Source organism: Pseudomonas sp. GW822-FHT01E03 (assembly GCF_058802985.1).
Genome location: NZ_JBXAOQ010000018.1, coordinates 33417 through 54289 on the forward strand (window position 1 = coordinate 33417; position 20873 = coordinate 54289).

A 20873-nucleotide genomic window follows, 5' to 3' on the forward strand; every position below is an offset into this window, starting at 1 on the left:
TGATGGTGCGGTACTAAGGGGGGATAAGATGGCTCGGATGTGGATGGTGCGTGGTGAAGCTGGAAGCCTATACGACTCTTTTCGGGAGCGCGAAGTGGCCGCAATCGGGTGGAGCCGGTTGGCTGCCCATGCGAAGCCCGGCGTTGGGCGCAAACAGTTAATTGCTCTCTACCAATCCGCTGAGCCTCAGATGAAACAGGGCACGGTGATTTCGGGTGCCTCGCAAGTGTGGCGCTTCGTAAACGAGATTCAAGACGGTGATTGGGTTGTTACTTATTCACCTGCCAATCGTCTCTATCTGGTCGGCAACGTCAAGGGACCGGCCGAGCACCGTTCTGAATGGGCTGAGCAAGGCATGTCGCTGGTGCGCAAGGTGCAGTGGCAGCAGCAAGAGTTACCGCGTGACAATTTGGGTACGAGCACCAAGAACAGCTTGGGCTCGACTTTAACTTTGTTCGAGGTGCCTTCCAGTGCCGCAGCCGAAGTGATCGCAGCGTTGAAGGGTAAGCCAGTACCGCAGGTGGAAGACGAGACTGAAGAAAGTATTGCTGATCCATTGGCCGACATTGAGTCTCAGGCGTTGGAGCGAATCAAGGATCGAGTAAATGAACTTGACTGGGATGAGATGCAGCAACTGGTCGCCGGTATCCTTCGTGCGATGGGCTACAAGACTCAGGTTTCGCCACCTGGTTCCGACCGCGGCAAAGACATCGTCGCCTCACCCGATGGCTTTGGCTTTGAGCACCCGCGCATTGTAGTGGAGGTCAAGCATCGCAAGGGGCAGATGGGTAGTCAGGACATCCGCAGCTTTCTTGGTGGACGGCACAAGGATGATCGGGGTCTTTACGTCAGCACAGGTGGGTTCAGCAAAGACGCCCAGTATGAGGCTGACCGTGCATCCATCCCATTAGCGATGTGGACGTTGGATCACGTAGTGCGGGCGTTGATTGAGCACTATGACGCCACCGACGCGGAGACCAAACGCATCGTCCCACTGAAGCGACTACATTGGCCAGCTTGAGCTCGGTGTTGACGGTATTTTCCTGCATTGGCATACGGGTCACGGTTTAGGTAAAAAATTAAAAGTGATATCACTAACGACTAAGTGCCTGCTTACTACTGCTGATCGAAAACTGACCCAGCAAAGGCTGTTCTGCCTGCTAAAACCTTTGGGCGGGTGCTGAACCTTTCGTTAGTCTCGATATCAGCTGCCGATGCGGCATGCTCGGCTGGCTGCGTAGTCATTCCAGGGCAAAAAATAAAAAGATTCCGGTCTTGAAGGTTGGCCCTGGGGATGTCAGGACAACCTACTTTGCGGAATCGGTTACAGGCAGCCGTGGACTGGAAATTGAGAGAGCATCGCTGACTTGTCAGTTCAATGAGTCCGCCGATACACAAGCGCGTTTTGGATTTGCTCTCTGCAGCCTCGGTATTCCGTGCGACTGCTCGGCACGCTATCTGCTCCTCCACAGTGCTGCGCATCAGGGATCAGAGCCCACCAGACTCTTCGTGGCCATGACCGGCAGACAACAATCCTTTGCTGCTTTCAGCACGGTGTTCCCGACGGCCGCTCTACAGCAAGAGCGACCTCAGAGGTCGGGTGTCCTCACCGTTTGACTTCTGTCATGACACCCGCGGTGTAGCCGATAGCCAGCGGCACGGGTTGGCCTCCTGCACCGGCGCATATGACCTGAGCAGTCCCATGGTTTTTTCCTGTCCTTCTGCACTATCATTACGCCACTACTAGAGGCCTAATGCGTAAATTGAGTACCACGACCCACAACAAAATAGGAGTTTGATCTATGCGCTTACTGCTTGCCCTGATACTGCCATGGCTGACGTTCTTCACCATTGGAAGGCCGATTGCCGGTGTAGTCTGCCTATTACTCCAGATCACGCTTATGGGCTGGATTCCGGCAACCATTTGGGCCGTGTATGCCCTGAGCCAGTACAATACTGACAAGAAAATCGAACAGTTTCTCGGGCGGAGAACGTAAGCAAGACGGAGCGCGACAAGCTGAACTTTGCGGCGCTCAAGTCGCTGAGAGTCAACCTGAGGTCGTATAAGGGGAACCTAGTAGGATACGAAAAAATCGTACGGAGGGCACCACTGACAGGAGGCAACCCCTTACGTCATCTGGGTTGTGTCCAATTGAAGTACACCCCCCCGCCAGACGTCAGGACGATTACTCTCGCCACGTCAGAGTAGGGGCTATTTCTGCATTTTCTGACGCCTACGGCGTTCACCTCTACAACTTGAGCCTGATACAACACCTTGAAAATGGTGGAGCGGTGAAGGGAGCAGAAATATTCATAAAATACGGAGTTTTTGTGGCGTTTTTAAAAGCTGCTGTACAGGTGGGTGTACAAAAAATATTTAAGGTTGTCGGATCAATTTCTCATTATCTCGCCATCGGATTGCTCGGGCAGTAGCTGTGGGCTAGATTCGTGGATGCAAATAGCTACAAGCGAGCGACATTCCTACCCATTGGTTCAATTCCCAGTGAGACGTCGCAAATTGGAGAATTTAGAGGTTCACGATGGGCTCACTGCCGAATGGAACAATGCCTGGCCCTGCACAAGTACTTAACAGCATCCTCGATGAAGAGCTTGACACTGCTGTTACGGCTGAACGCCGTGGCCAGAAGGTGTATCACAGTCTCCAGCGGATGAGCCAGCTTATCGGTGGAGAGTACGGCGATCGAGTCATCTATGAGCTCCTACAGAATGCGCACGATGCTCAGAGGGGAGCACCTGGTCGGGTTGCAATTCACTTAGTAGTTGACGGAGCTGATCATGGGCAGTTGTTTGTAGCCAATGGCGGTGATGGCTTTGCTCTGGAAAACCTCCAAGCAATCCGGAATATTGCTAATAGTACAAAAGACATCGGTGAGGGTATTGGTAACAAGGGCGTAGGGTTTAGGAGCATTGAGGCGCTTACCGACGATCCTCATGTTTTTTCCTGTAGCGGCAAGGCAGAATCACGAGAGCATTTTGACGGCTACTGTTTTCGACTCGCTTCGGAACAGGAAGTTGAGCAGCGCCTCGTCCAACTTGGCTATCTGGATGTTGCTACTGCCGTAGCGGCCTCTATGCCACGATATTTGGCAACCATGCCTGTGGAAGACCAGCCCGATGAGGTACGAACCTTTGCCCGTGAAGGTTATGCAACAGTTGTTGCCCTGCCTCTCAGGTCTCCAGAAGCCGTTGCGCTGGCCATACGCCAGGTTGAAGAGCTGGTGGAGGCTGATGCACCCGTACTCTTATTCCTTGATCGCATCGCAAGTCTTGAGGTGTGCGTCAGAGGCGTTGTCCACCTTAAACCAAGGATGCTCTTGACTCGCCAGGTTGTCGTTTTACAAGAAGACAATCGGGATGCCTTACCCACGCGATTTGAGACCGTCATGCTTGGGCCCAACCGTCAACGATGGTTGGTGGTGCGCCGTACTGTGTCGAAAGAGAATGTAATCGATGCTGTAAAGCGAAGTATTGTTCTTGAGCCAGGATTGAAGCGTTGGATCGACTGGCGAGGTGATGCAATAGTTAGCGTTGCGGTACCAACTGAGGGGTATGGCCTGCATAAGGGACGACTTTACAACTTCCTTCCGATGGGTGTCGATTCGCAATCCCCCTTCTTTGGTCACCTCGACGCTCCGTTTTTCACAGCTATAAACCGGGAACGTGCCCGACTAGATCTTCCTCTTAATGCCTATTTCCTAGCCGCTGCGGCCGAGATCTGTGCAACAGCTGCCCTTGCGTTATCCAAGTCGTTGAGGGATATGCCTCCCCGCTGTGTTGTCGACTTGGCGACATGGCGAAGTAACGATGCGCAGAAGCTCGTTGCCGGTTTTCATGCATCGGGTGTAAATATTACAAAAGCTGAAATATGGCCAACGACCGCTGGTGGATGGCAGAGCCTCCAATTGGTTCGATCATGGCCAAGTGGTGACTTCAAAGTGTTTACATGGAGTCGGGCCACAAAGGCAGGAGTACAAAATGTACTCAGTACCAAGCTCGGAATCGACCGACTGACGGCAATTGAAAGTTTAGCGAGATCTCTGCAACTGACGTGTACACCTTCAAAACAGTCCATGGCAGAGTGGGCTGAAGTAATTGCACGGTCATTACCTCGCTCCAGTAAAGAGGATAGGTGGGGCAACTACTATGCGGAGCTATCGCAAGTTTTGCGCCACGATGGACTTTTACAACTTCGCGGCAGGCACATTCTTTTAAACAGAGATTTAGATCTTGTCGCCGCGAGCGAGGATGTTTTTGTGCGCCAGGATGGGGGACGTCGACGGCGTAACGAAATGGCTCCACTTCCTCCGACCACCCTTTCCCGTAAGCTAACCATCCTCTCTGACACAATTAAAGTTAGGCCAGAGACTGTCTCCCTTTTTGAGCGAGCAGGTCTCTGGCGTCGTTACGATGCCACGGAAATTTTAGAGCGGCTTCCTACTCTCTTCGGAAACAAGCCAGCTGTCGCGCGTCGAGAAGCTGCTCTGCTCTGGGCTTTTGATGTTTGGCGGTATGACGGTCCTGCGGCTCGCCGTGCATTGGAGAAGGCTGATCTACATGTCCTTACGCGATCAGGATGGATTCCTGCGAAAAAGGCATCATTCTCTCAGACGTGGACTGAAGTTGGCCGCGATCTTGACTTCTATTTGGCTGAGGCGCGAGGGAGTTGTGAGAATTGCAAAGAATCGGCCGAATCTCTTCTTGTTGATGTTACTGCTTGGCCAACAGGCGTTGAGCATCGACAAGACTGGCTTCGGTTTCTGAACGACGCAGGCGTAGTCGATGGCTTGATCGTTGTACCAGTAAACATCCCTGAGAAGCCGATTTGGGGCGGTTACATCCAGTTCACTCTATGCAATACAAAAGATCTGGCTATGGACGCTGTGTGGTGGAGTAATTGTGGATTTAGCGCTGTAGCTCATCCACAAACTCACTATTGGCTTGGTGGATACGTCTTCAAATTGCCGGGTCAAACGATTGTCCACACTCTATCTGATGAGTCTCGACGTCGCTTTGCTGCCTTAGTGGTGAGGCATCTACAAATGTTCGAACACAAACATCTGACCTTCGAGTTGCTGCGAAAAGACCGTGATTTGAGGCACCAGGATAAGCACACCTTGCGTACGCCAATTTCCACGTTCCTATCTACAGCGTCCTGGTTTCCGATGGAGTCTGCTCGTGGTTACGAGTTTGTACCCCCGTCAGAGGGGTGGTCGATCGCGGAGCGCCGGACTCAGCTGAAATTCATCCCAAGGGCGCCGGAAGAAATTCAGGTCCTTCTACGTGATGGCGCGGCAGTTTCTACGTTGCTTGCTGCTGAGCCATTCGGACTGCGATTCTGGCACGACAAATCTACTGCGGCCGACCGTCTTGAGGTACTCGCTAGCGTTTGCAACGATGTAAGCCAGCATGAACGTCCTCAACTTAGGAAATATTATGATGAAGCATGGCAAGATTTACTTGAGGTTGGTCAGCGACCTAGTGCAGCGAGCCTAATTGTGGAAAGCTCCACAGGTTTTGAACGGCTAGCCGCTGCAGATCCGTCTGTTTCAGTTTATGTCAAAACTGAGCGAACAATGGATTTGGCTAAGCTACTTATCGACACTGGAGAGGCGGTGCTTGTGACTGGTATCGAGTGCCCGGTCGAGCCTCTTGTTCGAGCGATCAATTCAATCGGCGGTTTTGATGCCCGTACAGTAGATGAGGCAGACATACGTCTATTAGCGGATGGTGAACTTTTTCGAGTGAATATTGCCGATCCTCTTCTGGTCGATATTGTCCCTTGGCTCGCAGAAGCACTCGTGCTTGGGCATGAACTTGGAGCACGGAGCATAGAGAAAAGCGCGAATGTTAGCGCTGTTTTGGAGCGACTACGTCGCTTACGCCTGCGACAGTTGTCCTCCATTGAGCTTGCTTCTGGTACAGGAGCAGCCAAGAAATTGAATCGCTACATTTATCGCGATGAGTATTGTCCGACCCTTCTCGTTGCAGGGCTGTTTGATGCGGAAGGATTAGGCGACGCGGCTAGTCTTTTAGCGCCCTATGTACACCCTAATCTAAGAACATTTGAGTTATTGCTTGTGCGGCTTGCTTTTCGGCTTCGCGGCGGCATTGCGCTAGCTTCCAGCAAACCATCGGAAGCCGATTATGCCTACGCAGTACAGGCAGACCTTGACGCAGTGCGTGAGCACTTGGCCGCATACCGACACGACGACGGCCGCAAGGTCGAGTTGCTGATCCCCCTCGTTGCCTATCATGCCGATATTGAAATTGCGCGAGAACTGACCCACCAACTGTCCAATGTTGGCTTTACGCAATGGACTTTGATACTCGAAAAATATCTTCCCCATGAGGTTGCCCAAAATCTGATTGCTGCTATTCAGGAGACAGAAGATCTGGCGGTGCTCCGCCGGGAGCTGAGCCTTGATTACAGGCGCTTCAATCGTATCTTGATAGAGCTTGGGCGAGGCTCACTCGCGAGTGAGTCTGAACTCAGGCGCCTGTTCGATCTTTGGATGAACGAGTTAAGGTCAGAATTACGCGACCGACTTCGTCGACATTTCGCTCTTCGCTTCGAGGAGCCTGCGGCATTGTCGCTTTACGCCGAGCGGCGCAATCTAGAGTTTGTCACTTTTGATGCAAATTGGATTGAGACTCACGAGACGCTAGGGCGCGAAGATGTTCGGCTGTATGCGGAGCGAATTTTCGATGATTCTTTTGGAGAAGACATAGGGGTAGAGTTGCCGGCCCTGGAAGCGTTACGGACCTCAAACCGAAAAACGGTTACATCGATTGCTCTGCGGGCTAAACCGATCCTGCAGGCAGCTGTACCTGGCGGGCTTGCACGTGAATGGAGTGAGGGGCCAACCGAAATAGCGGCGGTGCTAGATCGTTCGGGTGGGCTCGATTTTTTCCTAGTAGACGAGGCCGAAACTATCGTGCTTCTGAATCGTGTCGGGCTTTGGCCAGCAGGGTTAGCCCAGACTTTGGATTTGAATGCACATGGTTTGACTATTGAGGATCTCGATCGAGAGAGGCTCCATGCTGCCGCGCAGCAAATGAAAGAGAAAGCGCAACGGAACCGTGTTGAATTTGGGGGCAACGAGTTCGATGCAAGTGACGATGACTTCGCAAACCAATTTGCAAATATGGCTCATGCAGCCTTTGCAAATAATAGTTGGCAGGAGCGAACCAGTCTTCGCTTGGTTAGTCTTGCAACTCAACCTGAGTACGATAGTGGTGGTTACCGAGGTACTGGTGGGCGGGGAATTTCTAGATTACCGCCAAGACCGCCGGAGGCGGTCCGTGCCGCGATCGGATTAGCCGGCGAGTTGCTTGCTTATCGATATCTTGAACGCAAACATCGGGACCGTTTTTCAGACCAGTGCTGGGTGTCTGAAAATCGAGTGAGCCTCTTTCCTGAAGAAGGTGACCTTACGCTCGGGTATGATTTCAGAGTTAATACAAAGGAGCGAGAGTGGCTCTACGAGGTTAAGGCAACCCCAGGTGAGGCCTGCGAATTTGAGCTCAGTGATAACGAGTATCGCGTTGCGATATCTGCGGCAGCCGATCGAAAACGGCGGTACCGTATCCTTTTCATCCAGCACGCATTTGATCCAGAGCGGTGTCGAGTTCTAGAGTTGCCGAATCCGGCCGCCGAGACCGGAAAACCACACTTTAGGATCGTAGGGCGAAGCTCTGTGCGTATGAGGTTTGATTTAGGCTAAGTCCTACTAGGTGGCAGACTTTATCTTGTCTAGTGAAAGCACTATATAAGGAACACGCCTTCGTTCAACAGGAGTAGGCGGGACCTCCACCGTCGGAGCGATCGACATTCAAAAGCCGCGCATTCCGCGGCTTTCTCGTTTAGTGGGCTTACACGGGTGAGCCTTGTACCAAAGGATTATGAGTCGCCAAATGATGCACCGAGGCCAACAAAGTCTAGAAGAGGTCCAGAAGGGGTACAATAGCTTTAACCAGTTGATAATAAGTAGGTTTGGCTAGTTTTCGCTAGGTAGACAAAGCTGGGCACTGTACCGCTGCTGTACCTTCGATTGAGCACCACAGGGCTCGACTACTGGACTCGGTCATCCGGTAGCGTTGTCGACTACTGACGGATATAACCAGCAGAGATCGTCAAAATCAGCGAGTCGTATTCATCTAGAAAATCAGGGGCGTAGCACTACGCACATTTTTAACCGATAACACGCTCGCGATAAATTTTGTCCAGGCACCATTCAATGCTCGCACCTTCGAATCTATCAATGTAAATCCTGACTGTTTTTTCAACAAATTTTTGGCTTTGATTGTGTAGCTTGCAAAACTCCGCGCACTGCTCTTTAATTTTTTTATCAAGCAAAGCCAGTTCCGCATCAGAAAAATAGGTTGCTACAGCTTCACTAATATCACCATCTGTTTTTAGAAAATAATCTTCCAATTTGTGAATATTTATTTTGTAAGATCGGGAGGCGAACAACAATGCATCTCGAAGCTTGTCGAATTTTACGCCAAGTACTTCATAGCTGGTGCACTGTTTATCTGTACTATATTGTCTCTGTCCTTCGTACTCATAAGAGTAACCATCAAATCTGAGGCGATTGGACGCTTCTTCGCCAAGAGAAATTCCTGCCGAAATACTTTTTTTCAAAGAGGTTGAAAGTTCATCTAAGTCATTGGAGTCCCATGAGCTGTAAATTCTCAATGCTTTTTTGTATTTTGAAGATATACATTTTTTTACTATTTTAAGGCGATCTTCAAGACTCGATGCGTTTGCGGTCGTAAGAAAGCCTCGGCACTCCACACAACAGGGGACTTCCATTCGATAGTCGGTGCCGTAGTGTTTTTCATAAAACTGGATAAATTTTAATGGTGGTACATAATCCTGTTCTGTGGCTTCGCAGCCACAGTAGTAGCACCGCCCGAAGTTGGCTTGATCCAGTGCGTAAATTGGAGAGTATGTATTTTTTGAATTCATTTTTTAATGAAGTGGTTATGTTCTGTTATTGACGTTGATGACGTCTTTTTTAATGCCAAGTTTATTCGTTCGTCAGTCAGTGCCTGACTAAGCTCGCCTCTTTTTACCAAAAATATCAAAGTGTTATCGTGAGGTATTTTAAACCAGTCTGCGAGTTCGTTAAGTTGCTCCTGACTCATGCGTTTTTCAACGGCGCCAGCACGCCGAGATTCATTAAACACACTGAACACAAAAGCCGACACAGTCTTGTTGGCGCTTTCAACACCACCACCAACAACTACCGTATCATTGAATATGTAGTCTTTCTCGCTGTCAAGCGCGCTTGTGATATCCAAAACTCGGTCATGGTAAGTTCCTCGTGCGGAAGCTTTTTCTGGGTTGTCGTATGTGTCTCCATTTACCCAGTTGGCCGTCACCCACTTAGCTCCTCGCAGTTGACGCGAACCCTTTATTTCTGGTGATCCATTTTTACCAAGTAGAGTGCTCCGGATAGCCTGAATTGATTTAAGTAACTCATCATCTTCTGTGTATGCTGAAAAGTCAGTGGTGGGACTAGTTAGTTGCGCCGGAACAAACAAATAACTATCGGCTAGATATATGTTCTCTATCTTGGCCTTGGGAGCCCTTGGTGATGCAGAGACCGTGGCGCCTACATCAAGTCCTCTTATATCATATGCTTTGCAAATTTTTTCATATCGCTCTCGCAGGCCCGCAATATCGTCAGTTGCGGAGGTGGTGCAGTGAGATTCAAGATAGTCCAAGACTTCACCATAAGCCAGTACTGCATGACGATTAGTATAGTGCATAGCTTCCTTATTGGCGTGATATCCGCAAGCTCGGCCTATGTTCGCCTGCACGACCGCAGCGACATTGGATATCGTACTATCCCATGTGGCAATCAGACTTTTCTTCATGTCAGGTCCAAAGTTGATGCCTGCTCGGACCCCGGCTACGGTGATAGCTACAACTCGCTCATCGAACTGGATAGCTTCCTCGTACTTTAGCTTGAACTCTTCTATGTCGACTAGTTCCTCTGGAGGAACGCCAACTAACGATTGGCCAATTATATGGATATTATGTCGTTTCAGGCCATGCCGAACCAATACCTCTTTTGCATTCATGGCGGCACCGTTGGGTACCCTAACTAGTGCCCACCCTGGTTGTTCATGACTGACCAACGTTGCTATAAAGTCCCTGCGTTCACTCGATGAATTTAGAAAGTTTCGAGCTTTGCCATTAAGTGAGTGAACTTGCTCATTTGCAAGCATTTTCCGAATGCCATAATAGTCATCGCTGGTGCGATGAAATACAAGTTTTGTTTTTATACCGCGACTTATTATAGACTCCCCTTGCGTTGCTAACAGCGCGCTTAGCGGGGTGGCTGAAATAAAAACTATTTTACAATCGGTATTGATTTTTTCGATGTATTCAAAAAGTTTTTCATATCGTATAGCTTTGTCGCTGGATCCATAATGGCATTCGTCGACAATGATTAATTTTGGCTCTTGATGGGAGAAGCTTCTTTCTATGTCTCTTTCGAAATGTGTTAGGTTTGAAACTACGAGGTTTGCAGCATGCTTGAGATCCGCTTTGGCTTGCGCTAATAGCGAAACATCAGCCATCGTCATTATATAAATAGAGTCTTTTAAAAGTGACTGCTTAACGATCTCTGCATCCGATAGGCTTAGGCGTTGTAATGATGCAATTGCCAAGGAAACTCCCGATTTCCCGGATTGCATTTCAGCGGCCAGAATCACTGCACGGGTATTTCCCGTTAGACCTAGGAAAGCATTCCGAGCGGCCTGCACTTGATGATCAAATACCTTCTCTAGAGTCTCAGTGACTCGAGCGCGCTGTTTTTCGGCAAGATTGGGTTTATCAGAACCGACTGCATTAGCCATTTTTGCGCCTCTTTTTAAAATGCTTGTAGCATTGCCCAATTTTTTAGTATACGCAATCACTGGAAGCGAGTTGAGATACGACGCTTCAGCTGGTCATGGCATGTCCATTTGTCGAAGTTTCTCTCATTCTCTGCCAGAGTGCTGTTCTCTAAATGATTTTCTAGTTTTTCACCGATATTTCCGGTGTCATTCCTGACCCGGAATGGTCCAGGTGAGCGCTCTGGATATGCCTCCTAGCCAATCGTCTCTACTCTCACCATTCCTCTAAGGGCATGCCCGAGCTGATACGCGCAAATTGGCGTTTATTTGCGCTTTCCGCTTGATAAGTAACACTCATAGTGCAACAGTATTAGTAGAACACCTTAACTGATACGGACAGCACATCATGTTCATTCGCGCATACCTCCGAGCATCGACCGAGGAGCAGGACGCCGGCCGCGCCCGGGCATCGCTCGAGCAATTCGCCACCGACCACAACAAGGTGATCGCGAGCGTGTACCTGGAGAACGCCAGCGGCGCCTCGGCAGATCGGCCTGAGCTGCTGCGCCTGCTGAAGGATGCGCGCAAGGGTGACGTCCTGCTGGTGGAGTCTATAGACCGCCTCTCGCGCCTTCCTGTTGAGGACTGGCAGAAGCTCAAGAGTGCGATCGACTCCAAGGGCTTGCGTATCGTCGCCCTCGATCTACCGACTAGCCACCAAGGAATGCAGGACACCAAGGGCGACGAGTTCACCGGCCGAATGCTGGGCGCAATCAACTCAATGCTGGTAGAGATGATGGCCGCGATCGCGCGTAAGGATTATGAGCAGCGCCGCGAGCGCCAGGCTCAGGGAATCGAGAAAGCCAAAGCCGCTGGCAAGTACCAAGGGCGACCGATAGATGAAAGCCTTCACAAGCGGGTCAAAGAACTACTCACCGCCGGCCTTGGTATCCGAGCAACCGCTCGGCATGCGCAGTGCTCAACTACAACGGTTCTTCGCATCAAGGACCAATTCACCTCAATCTAGAACGTGTCTCGGGCTAGCAATTGCGCCCGTTTGGCCCATCTTGGCGCCCTATAGAAAGTAGGCATACTCTTAGGCGCAGCGCTTGGTTGTGCATCGATGGCCGGGCTTCACCCCCCACCCTCAACTCCGCAGGAAAAAAGAATGGAAGCTAACTGGATTTTTGGCATAGGCACCATCGTAGCCACAGTGCTAGGGCCGATTCTAGCTGTGCAAGCCCAAAAGTATCTTGAGCGAGCAACTGCATCAAAGAATCAGAAAAGCTGGATTTTCAGCACACTGATGGCAACTCGAGCAGCTAGGTTGTCTCCGGATCATGTACGCGCACTCAATATGATCGATTTGGCGTTCAACGGAGGTAGCTCAAACCGCCGAAAACCAACCGAAACAGACGTACTGGATACGTGGCGGGACTACCTTGAACATCTTTCGCTAAATGTGAGTGAGGAAAACTCACAGCGCTGGGCAGAAAAACAGCAGGAGCTGATGGTTTTGATGTTGAGCGCAATGGCTGCCGATTTGAACCTTCGGTATGACCGGGTACTTTTGCGGAATGGGGCATACATTCCGAAGGGGCATACCGACCTTGAGCTTGAACAACAAAATCTAAGGCACTTCGCGATAGACGTCCTTTCTGGTAAGCAGCCGATCAGCATGAATGTCACTGGATTTCCTTTCAGCGAAGACATGACGAACTCCCAGCTGAAGCTGCAGGCCGGGCTTTCCGAAATTTTATCCGGCCAGGGTCACTTAAATATTCGCGTCCAGCCCACAGCCCCTGCAGAAGCAGCCCAAGCACCTGCTGCACAAATGCACCGCGATGCCCCCACACATCAAGTGCCCCCTTCTAATACTCAGCAGCCTTGAAACCTACTTAATTACCGATTTTTTAGTAAAAAGGCCCCGCCTAACAACTGCTAGGCGGGGCCTTTTTTGGCATCTCAGAATGGCTCTTTGCACCCACCCTGCACCCATGAGGATTTAGAGGAAGCTTTAAAAAATGCTGGAGGCCTTGAATTATATGGTGTCCCAGGGCAGGTTCGAACTGCCAACCTTCCCCTTAGGAGGGTCGGTTGGTCCATTCAAGAGTTGACCAATCAAGCAATAAACGGCTTTAGGCTTTTTAGCCCGTCACAATGTCATCTGTTTCCAAAAGACTGTTGATATACCCATGTTTGCGGTAGTTTTCGACCTTGCAGGGTGCAGTCGAGGCAGGTCAATTTTTTCGGATCGGTCCCATCGAATGCTAATGTCTGACCGTACTTTCTAACATTGTTTTCGGTATAAACCTCGGTCCAGATTAATGAGGAACCTTTGCGACGCCCTTCGAAAATGACGAACTTCCCACGATCGGCGTTCGACCAAATAATGGAGCCATTCCCTTCTTTCCCAATTTTCAATTCGAACCGATCAAGGTTGTATCCAGTCGCTTCGTATACTCCTTCCTTCGGACCATTCTCTCCGCAGCAATCCTCTGCTTGGCCGACAACAATCCCCTTAGTCCACAGTCCATTGCCGACTACGTTTGGCACTTTCCCCCATCCTGAGCCTACCAGGGCGTGATACAAGGGTTTTGCTTCGGCAAAACTTGCGAAGTGCTGCCCCTGCGCATCATTCAAATAGAGATATTTTGCTCCCTCAGGATACTCGACCTCAAAATCAGTCTCTCGAGTGCCCGTTGGGGAGCTTTCAATGAGATGAGCGCCGTTACCCTTGATTAGCAAAGTCATGTCCATGAGAGGGGCATAGGATCGATATTTATAGGCGCCATCTGCATCGAAAGTTGCCTCGCCCGCATTCGCAATAGATGTAGCAACGAAAGTAATTATAGCGAAATTCACTAATTTCAACGTAAGTCTCCTTTTAACGCATCTTTCAATTGGATGTCAGTTGGGGCGCTATTTTGGCGAGGTGAAGTACTGCCAACTGTTGGGAAAGCCGGTGCCCAATCCACAGTTAAGACAGTCCAGATTTTTTTCATCCAAGGTACGAGCAAAGACGAATGTCTTGCCTTTGGTGTTAGTTATAAAAAGCTTTCCATCTTTGTCTTTGGCGCTGAACGTGTCTTCACTCAGGATGAGTTTGCGAAAGGGGTCGATTCTAGTGGCCTTAGCTTCACTACCATTTATCGAAAGTACGATTATTGGACCGATAATTCCGTCCATTGCTCGATACATACCGTTGTAGTTGTTTCCACAACCGCTAAGCATGACCGTGGATGAAACTAAACCTACCCACATCATTTTCTTTAGAGGCATTTTTCCTTCTCCATTGATTTGCTGAGTAGTGAATGCTCAGCCCAGCTCATCCGTGCCAGAAGCTCTATGCAACTTTTTTTCAGATCATTTCCCGAGGTTGACTCTGGACTTTTTTAATTCACAAAAGGCGAGGGGAGGCAGTCCGTAGATCCGCCTCCCCCTCATCCAGCAGCCTGGGCACCCTTTCATTTCTTGAGTGGAACGCTCCTTCCAGTGCTCTACTGACGCTGCATGGAGCCACTGTATTGGAATTTTGGATCATGTCAATAAGCCATCAGTGGCGTGTGTGAAGCTCTTCACATCACCTCCGATAGGTCAAATTCACGGGCGAATCTAGCTCGTTGAACGGACACATCTGATGACAGGCATCCACCCCAACAGCTATCTAGTAGTTGTTGTCTAGCGACCTCTTGTGTTTCTGCCAAGATGTGCAGCAGACAGTCACGAACGGGCCCATGATTCGTCATTAATGCTATGGCACGGATTGCATGGTTTTCAACGGCGTCAGCTTCAACCAACGGGCTACTGACAGTCAGCGCAGATTCCAATTCAAGAAAACCCGATTCAAGTGCGACGCTCCAGGCGGATTTTGAAACGGCTTGTCGAGCCTCATCTATCGTCTCGCCTAGGGCCAGCAATAAGGCTTCGCCAGCTGTCTTGTCAGGGGAGAGTAACGCTACTGCTCGAAGCGGATTACTGGCCAGTCTCATGTAGATAAATCCTAAATGTGATTAAAGAACTGCGAAGCAATCAGACCAATTCCTAGCCCTATCAGGACACTAAACATCTCTCTCGCTAATCGCGTTTCCTGCCTATTCCGCAGGACGAAAATGGCAGTTGCAGTGGCGAGGAGTGCCAGCGATCCCCAGGCCAGCTGGCCTGTCAGAAAACCCGGCCATGTCGGCACGGCGGCAATCAGAGGTATGCTCAGGAGCAAGGTGGCCAGCCATACGAATCTAATTTGAGTCGAGTTCATTTCAGGCCTTCCCCGCGTACGGGACGTTCGCTGCGGGGAGCTTTTCCACTAGGCTTTGGTACCAACACAGGTGCACCTCTTCAAGGCGGGCATCCAGTCGATTGCGTTTGTTCAGTTCAGCCAACACCAGATCAAAGGTGAATACATCAATGTTCGGTGTTCCCAACAGCCGGATCTCAATGGGCGTTTCCTGTTCCCAATCGAATGCAGGGAGTCCACTGAGCTGGGGACGCAAATGTTGAGAGTCTCCTCGCAGCACCCAACACAACCCTGGCCAGGGAGCGAGAGCATCAAATAGGTATCGAAGATCTACAGGATTGTCCCAAGTCTCGGTCCAGTCCATAGTGAGGAAATCGTCAAATGTCAGGCTCATAACAGGTTTCCAATAATTAGCTGGAAGCCCATATGGTTGCTCACCACTTTGCGTGGCAGAAGCTTTTTCGTATTCCCCATCTTGGGATTTGAAATAGACAGAAGGCCAGGAGCACGAGGCATCAACTCTGGTCATCTTGATCTCTCGATAACTTGGGTTTCTGGCTGCGCGGAGTTCGCCCTTGGGCGAACTTTTCGCTATTACTAGCCTGACGGGAGCTGTCAATGTTAGATCGCCTAGGGTTTAGGCTTGGTCCGCTGTAGTTACCACGACTTGGACCTTTAGGGCTTTGCTGAGTGGCTTGCTCGAAACCACTTGATGCGGCCGCTCGACCGATAGTGCTATTCCCGCCACCGCCACCGCCACCGCCACCGCCACCGCCGTTGTTTTTCCCGGACGCAGTTGACTGAGTAGCAAACTTGAGTGCAGTTTTTTTGAATCCAGCAACCGACGCCGCTAGGTCCGTCGTCGCCTTGATCGCCTCTGGCGCGGTGACAGCTTGAGCGCGAGCGGTGCCAAGCATGGATGTGACACTTACGCCTGTTAGCTTTGTTGAAAGCCACGCTGAAGCTCCCAATAGCACGCCAAAAACCATCTGAATCATGCCGTACACCATATCAATGTCTGCTCCGCCCCCCTGCCATCCTGCCGCGGATGCAGCTTGGGCCAGCGCAGCACTGCTCATGACAACCGATGAGCTGACTGCAATAAGATGCGCGAACAGAATGCATAGCACGGGGAACAGTAGCATCGAGATCCAACTCGTCAGACTTTGAACACCACGCAAAGGGGAGAGTAAAAACGCGATCGGGCCAGCGATGAAGACGAGCCAAAATATCCCAGCCATGGCACCCACAAATAGTGGAAGTAGCGTTTGCAGTTCGAGCCATGCGAAAGCATTTTTACCCATCTGCCAAGTCGACATCGTTCCGGAGGCGATCGAGTTCAGACCACCTGGGGCTGCTTTTTCCCCGCCGGAGAACGTGGCTTGCTGAACACGCATCCATGCTTTTTGAGCAGCCAACACGCCCGTATCACTATCGGTACTTTGCCCGCCCGATGCTTTCACGCTCCCCGTTTCGACTAACCCGTTATAGGCTTGCTCTGCGGCAAACTGTGCGACTTGATAAGCCTCCACGCAGCTTTTTGGGGCGTAGCCCAATGCGGCTTCTTTGCCTCCGTCCTCTGGTCGCCAAGCTCCGACGTTTTCAGTCATCTTCGCCGCTAACTGGCCGGGTGCATCGCTTATCTTCAGATAACTTGGTTTTGATTCTGCGTTACCAGAAACCACTGCCGTCCAATACTCTTTAGTGGGCAGCGAATAGGCTCTGGAGGTCACGAAAGGTTTTGCATCTTTTTCTAATGCAATCAGTCCCTCGGCTCGCCTATCTCGAACCGCGCCAGCGTCCAGGATGTTGCTAGCCATATTTTGCATCGTTTGCATCTGCGACCAAGGCATACTGCCGATGATGTCCTTTGCACCTTTGCCAACAATTTTCATCTGCGCAATGCGGCTTACTTTCTCATCCGGTATCCCTAGACCGGCACCACCCAATAGGCCAACCGCATGGTAGGCCTCTATTGAGGTGCCGTCGGCCGACTCCCTAAATGCGTGGGTGGATGGCGAGCATTGCTGGTTATAGTCTCGAATTAGTCGTGCCAAATCGCTATTGGCGTATTGATTGGCCGAGCGCTCAACGCTGTATTGAATCAGCGCAGAGGTCGGTATGAAGCTGCCGTCGACGTGCAGCTCACTCATGGTCTTGCTGAGTGCCGCATTCAGGGTTTTATTGAGCGACATCACCAGTGAATACGCTATCCGCTGGCCATGAGTTGACTCAATCGTAGAGCCACCCGTCAGCGTTAAGGTGGTTGGGGTTAAACCGTAGGTAATGACTAGAAAAATCGCCGCCGTGCTGAAAATTGCCTTGAAAGGCCCGTCGGTTGATATACGGATTAGGGCAATGATCAGAGCGATGAAGCCAACTGCTGGTAGCCATGCATTGATGGCTTTACCGATAGCGGAAAAAAATGGCGCTGTCGCGACAATCAAGAAATCAAGCGCGCCGTCAAACAATGCGAACAGCCATTCAAGGCCAGCCAGTGAGTCGGCGCCCATTTTCAATGACTCCCGTTTTCAGCAACTGTTGCCTCGGGAGCAAGCCAAACGAGCAAAAAAGTGCCTAAGAGCAGCCCAGGCACATGCCCAATATAGGGCACTTGATCAATGCCATAGCGCGCCAGCCAGCCGCAAACACCAACTACCATGCCCATGCCCACAATTCGAAGAACTCTGATTTTTCTCCCTCTCGCTTGATTACCCCAGGTATTCATTTTCCAGCTATCGCCTTCGCCATCTTTGCGATGTTTGAACAGTCGGAAGATCTTTTGCATTGGTGTGTCCCCGCCTTTTTTCTTTAACAGAGGAGGGCGTGTAATTTTGCGATTTTGCATATCAAGGTGTCCTTTTGGGATGTTCTGATAGGCAGTAAATCCCATCCAAAAAGCGGGTGCCAGCCAAAATGGGCCCTAGAAATTCACGCATGCTGTGACCAATTTATTTGCTTGATCCGAGGTACACGTTGGTGATCGAAATCCGTTCGTGACCGAGTTCCAGCGAGATGAGTTGCCGTGCTTCGCGATCGCTTAAGCCCGCGTGAGTTGAAGTTGTGAGTGAAGGTATTGCTCCGACCTGACCAAGCCAGCCAGGCTCGGCTCCGCCGATCAATTGGCCTTGTTCGACACGTTTAAGCGACGCCATTACCGCAGGGGCTTGTTTGCCGGTGAGATCCAAGTAACGCTGTTGTGCGTAGTGATGGCGCAGCCCATGCATACGAGTCAGATCAGCAGCACGCAGCTGATCTTCATAGCGCTTCAGTTGCTCCCGATAGTTAAGGTGTGCAGGGATCAGGCTGGCATTGCCCGCAAACGCTCTGACCTCATCCAACACCGTCCGTTGCAGAAGTGTTCGGATCGGGATGGATCTGGGCTTTCCGCCTTTTGTCCAGGACGCTTTCAGTTCGATTCGATCCCCCTTGTCGGCGACAGCAGCAATGAACTTGATCGCTTCTTCTCGACGCAGACCGAATGCAGCCTGCAGGCGCAGACTTTGGCGGACATGTTGGTCCGTGATTTTCTTGAGATTAGCCGCTGGCAAGTCGCGCCCTTTGCTTTCCTTGGCGACATAGGTACGCCGAGCGATGCCCAGCTCATCATTAGTGATTCGCGCAACACCGCTTCGGCCGGCTTTTTCCAGTGCCCAGCGCAGATGGCTCATCCGGTTTTTTAGGACACCAGGACTGATGCCGTTTTCCCGCCAATGGGCTACGAGCGCCTTTAGATGTCGCTGTCCGAACGTTTCGGAGCGTAGGTTCCGATATCCCAAGTCGCGCAGGTGCTTGGCGCTCAATCTCAGCGTTGCTGCCCGCGCGGCTTGGGTTGAGTAAGATCCATCGCGGTTATGCCGTTGCTGTTGGGAGAAATCCCACTGCAATTTATCCATTAGTCCATCCCATCCGTTGCCGGGAATCCATAAGTTGTCGTCGAGTTCGAAACGCCATAATTTCGGTAAGTGTTGGTTCCTGTCCCCAGCCGAAAAATCGGGGGGAGCTGAGCTTTCGCTCAGGAGCGGAACGGCGTTTCCACAGGCGGCCCAGTTGGGCATCGACTACGGCATATCCCGGGGGAATTGCGGTAACGATAGGCAGGCGCTTGATCCCGAAGGAGTAGCTGCAACTGCCATCAGCTGTGCGCGGTTTTAGGCCGCAACCTCGTCGAGCATGGATCGACAGCCCAACCAGTTCTGGTTGGTGAACGGGAACCCGAGCGCCATGCTGCGCCGGGAGGACTTGCTCCGAAGAGTCTGCTCATTTCTGATTAAATCCCTAGTTTAATCAGGCCTGTTTTCGCGATGGGCACGACTCAGTTTTTAGTCCGGAGCTGGACGTTTGCTCTGCATCCCAAATCAGTAGGCGAGTGATCTACTGGCTGGTCCGGCTTAACGACTTGGCTGTCGGGTGATGAAACACATCGGGTCGGGTACCAATCCGATCGATGCTGCCTTGCCGTACACCTGCAATAGCGGGTGAGCGACATGGCGACGGCGCGTAATCAGAAAGGCAGATCACGCGCCATCTCTCACCAGCGGGGCCTCAAGAAATAACGAGAGGCCATAGGGGCTGATGATGAGAATTCGTAAGCCATCACTAGGCTGTCACTGAGCAAATTAACTCAGAAGTGCGCGCCGTAAAAGTCAAAATGAGGGCTAGAAATTCTGCAGGCGTACCGGTTATTTGAGGGCGCAATGTTTGCCGTGGAAATCTGCACTTACGGTGGCCAGCCTGGTCTCCCTGAGAGGATTGGTGCACTGAATAACTTCCACTTCCAGCCCAAATCACAGCGTTTTCTCTTAATTGAAAAAGGCTGCTGTCGGCTCGCATCGCGAGCCGTTTGGGGCCGCTTTGCGGCCCTACGCTTCGCGTCACTACCGAGCTGTAGTGACGCGAAGCTAAAAGCTGCGTGCACTTATCCCTGAGATACACCCTATTATCCCCAAAGCGCCCCGAGTCTCCCTGAAGCACACCTCATTGACTCCCCATTTTTACCCAGGAGTTCAGCGTGGAAAATCACTGTGTCTACCTGTTTTCCTTAGAAATCCCCCATTCTCCCCGTAATGGCCGAACGCTCCCCGAAGGTCCCCTTGTTTTCCCTGATCAAAACGAAACGTCCAGCGGCATGAGCATGGCAAAGAGTCGATCTGAGTTTGGTATCTGGTCTTCTGTGAAGGGTGTGGTGGTCAGATTCGTTTCGTGACCTTCCACCAGAGCTTCAGCTATGAAGATTTCGTTGAAGGACTGCGAGCTGTCAGCGACGACGAGGACAAGCAGCTTCAGTACAAGGTCGAACCAGGAGTGTTCAAGCGCCTGTGCGACGATGCTCGCACTCAAGGGGTTAGCAATCCGCGTATCTGGAAAATTTCCATCAATGGCTCGGGCAACTCCCAGACCAAGTCCTTTTGCCTGGACAATGATGAGGCGCGGATCGGTTGGGGCAAAACAGGTGACCTCCGGCAAGACCACGATTAAGAACCCTTATTACCAGAGCTTGGGTTCTGGTGATAAAGGCACGCTGAGTTACTTCGCCGGAGAAATGGTTGTTGGCGACATTTTGCTTTGCATCCACTCGGCTGGTTGGCTATTCCGAAAAAGGAGTGCAACCGTTGCACTCTTTATCCGGGATACAGGGTCAGTGCGCGCTGAAGCGTGTCACGCACATGAGATCGGGGGGGGGGGGGGGGGGGGGGGGGGCCCCCCCCCCCCCCCCCCCCCCCCCCCCCCTTCCCCCCCCCCCCCCCCCCCCCCCCCCCACACC

At 51.3% G+C, this 20873-nt stretch carries 15 protein-coding genes; 6 read left to right on the forward strand and 9 right to left on the reverse strand.

All coding sequences use genetic code 11. The annotated features are described in order from the left end of the window. Positions 1-28: 28 nt before the first annotated feature. From AC1RP7_RS26280 to AC1RP7_RS26290, 3 genes are all read left to right on the forward strand, one after another. Positions 29-1021, forward strand: a complete 993-nt coding sequence (locus AC1RP7_RS26280; RefSeq protein WP_493183289.1) for a restriction endonuclease — start codon at positions 29-31, stop codon at positions 1019-1021. A 781-nt stretch (positions 1022-1802) separates the two neighbouring features. Continuing rightward, positions 1803-1997, forward strand: coding sequence for a YqaE/Pmp3 family membrane protein (locus AC1RP7_RS26285; RefSeq protein WP_493183291.1), 195 nt, complete (start codon positions 1803-1805; stop codon positions 1995-1997). A 543-nt stretch (positions 1998-2540) separates the two neighbouring features. Then, entirely contained in the window at positions 2541-7745 is a 5205-nt protein-coding gene (locus AC1RP7_RS26290) for a sacsin N-terminal ATP-binding-like domain-containing protein (RefSeq protein ID WP_493183292.1), read from the forward strand. Positions 7746-8212: 467 nt separating this feature from the next. Here AC1RP7_RS26290 and AC1RP7_RS26295 read toward each other — a convergent pair whose 3' ends face one another. Both AC1RP7_RS26295 and AC1RP7_RS26300 read right to left on the reverse strand, forming a co-directional pair. After that, complete coding sequence (locus AC1RP7_RS26295; protein WP_493183293.1) at positions 8213-8992, reverse strand: hypothetical protein; 780 nt, start codon at positions 8990-8992, stop codon at positions 8213-8215. After that, positions 8989-10893, reverse strand: a complete 1905-nt coding sequence (locus AC1RP7_RS26300) for a DEAD/DEAH box helicase family protein (protein WP_493183294.1) — start codon at positions 10891-10893, stop codon at positions 8989-8991. The genes AC1RP7_RS26295 and AC1RP7_RS26300 overlap by 4 nt, the downstream gene beginning before the upstream one ends. Positions 10894-11278: 385 nt before the next feature. On the opposite strand from AC1RP7_RS26300, the gene AC1RP7_RS26305 reads away from it, so the two are divergent. Then, positions 11279-11899: a recombinase family protein gene (locus AC1RP7_RS26305; protein ID WP_493183295.1), complete on the forward strand. Its 621-nt coding sequence runs from the start codon at positions 11279-11281 to the stop codon at positions 11897-11899. A 141-nt stretch (positions 11900-12040) separates the two neighbouring features. Continuing rightward, entirely contained in the window at positions 12041-12763 is a 723-nt protein-coding gene (locus tag AC1RP7_RS26310) for a DUF6680 family protein (RefSeq protein ID WP_493183297.1), read from the forward strand. A 272-nt stretch (positions 12764-13035) separates the two neighbouring features. Here the strand turns inward: AC1RP7_RS26310 and AC1RP7_RS26315 are convergent, their stop codons facing one another. The 7 genes from AC1RP7_RS26315 to AC1RP7_RS26345 all read right to left on the reverse strand — a co-directional run bounded on the left by AC1RP7_RS26315 (position 13036) and on the right by AC1RP7_RS26345 (position 19005). Further along, positions 13036-13746, reverse strand: coding sequence for a hypothetical protein (locus AC1RP7_RS26315; RefSeq protein ID WP_493183298.1), 711 nt, complete (start codon positions 13744-13746; stop codon positions 13036-13038). Between the two features lie 48 nt (positions 13747-13794). Further along, complete coding sequence (locus tag AC1RP7_RS26320) at positions 13795-14154, reverse strand: hypothetical protein (protein ID WP_493183300.1); 360 nt, start codon at positions 14152-14154, stop codon at positions 13795-13797. Positions 14155-14450: 296 nt separating this feature from the next. After that, a complete protein-coding gene (locus AC1RP7_RS26325; RefSeq protein ID WP_493183302.1) occupies positions 14451-14864 on the reverse strand; it encodes a hypothetical protein in 414 nt (137 codons plus the stop codon). Between the two features lie 267 nt (positions 14865-15131). Then, positions 15132-15638 carry a hypothetical protein gene (locus AC1RP7_RS26330; protein WP_493183303.1) on the reverse strand — a complete coding sequence of 169 codons (507 nt, stop codon included), beginning with the start codon at positions 15636-15638 and terminating at the stop codon, positions 15132-15134. Beyond that, positions 15625-17622: a hypothetical protein gene (locus tag AC1RP7_RS26335; protein WP_493183305.1), complete on the reverse strand. Its 1998-nt coding sequence runs from the start codon at positions 17620-17622 to the stop codon at positions 15625-15627. The genes AC1RP7_RS26330 and AC1RP7_RS26335 overlap by 14 nt, the downstream gene beginning before the upstream one ends. 2 nt (positions 17623-17624) lie before the next feature. Beyond that, positions 17625-17957: a hypothetical protein gene (locus AC1RP7_RS26340; protein ID WP_493183307.1), complete on the reverse strand. Its 333-nt coding sequence runs from the start codon at positions 17955-17957 to the stop codon at positions 17625-17627. A gap of 103 nt (positions 17958-18060) precedes the next feature. Continuing rightward, positions 18061-19005: a phage integrase N-terminal domain-containing protein gene (locus tag AC1RP7_RS26345; RefSeq protein WP_493183308.1), complete on the reverse strand. Its 945-nt coding sequence runs from the start codon at positions 19003-19005 to the stop codon at positions 18061-18063. Positions 19006-20413: 1408 nt separating this feature from the next. On the opposite strand from AC1RP7_RS26345, the gene AC1RP7_RS26350 reads away from it, so the two are divergent. Then, positions 20414-20587 carry a DUF8426 domain-containing protein gene (locus AC1RP7_RS26350; RefSeq protein ID WP_493183313.1) on the forward strand — a complete coding sequence of 58 codons (174 nt, stop codon included), beginning with the start codon at positions 20414-20416 and terminating at the stop codon, positions 20585-20587. Positions 20588-20873 lie beyond the last annotated feature (286 nt).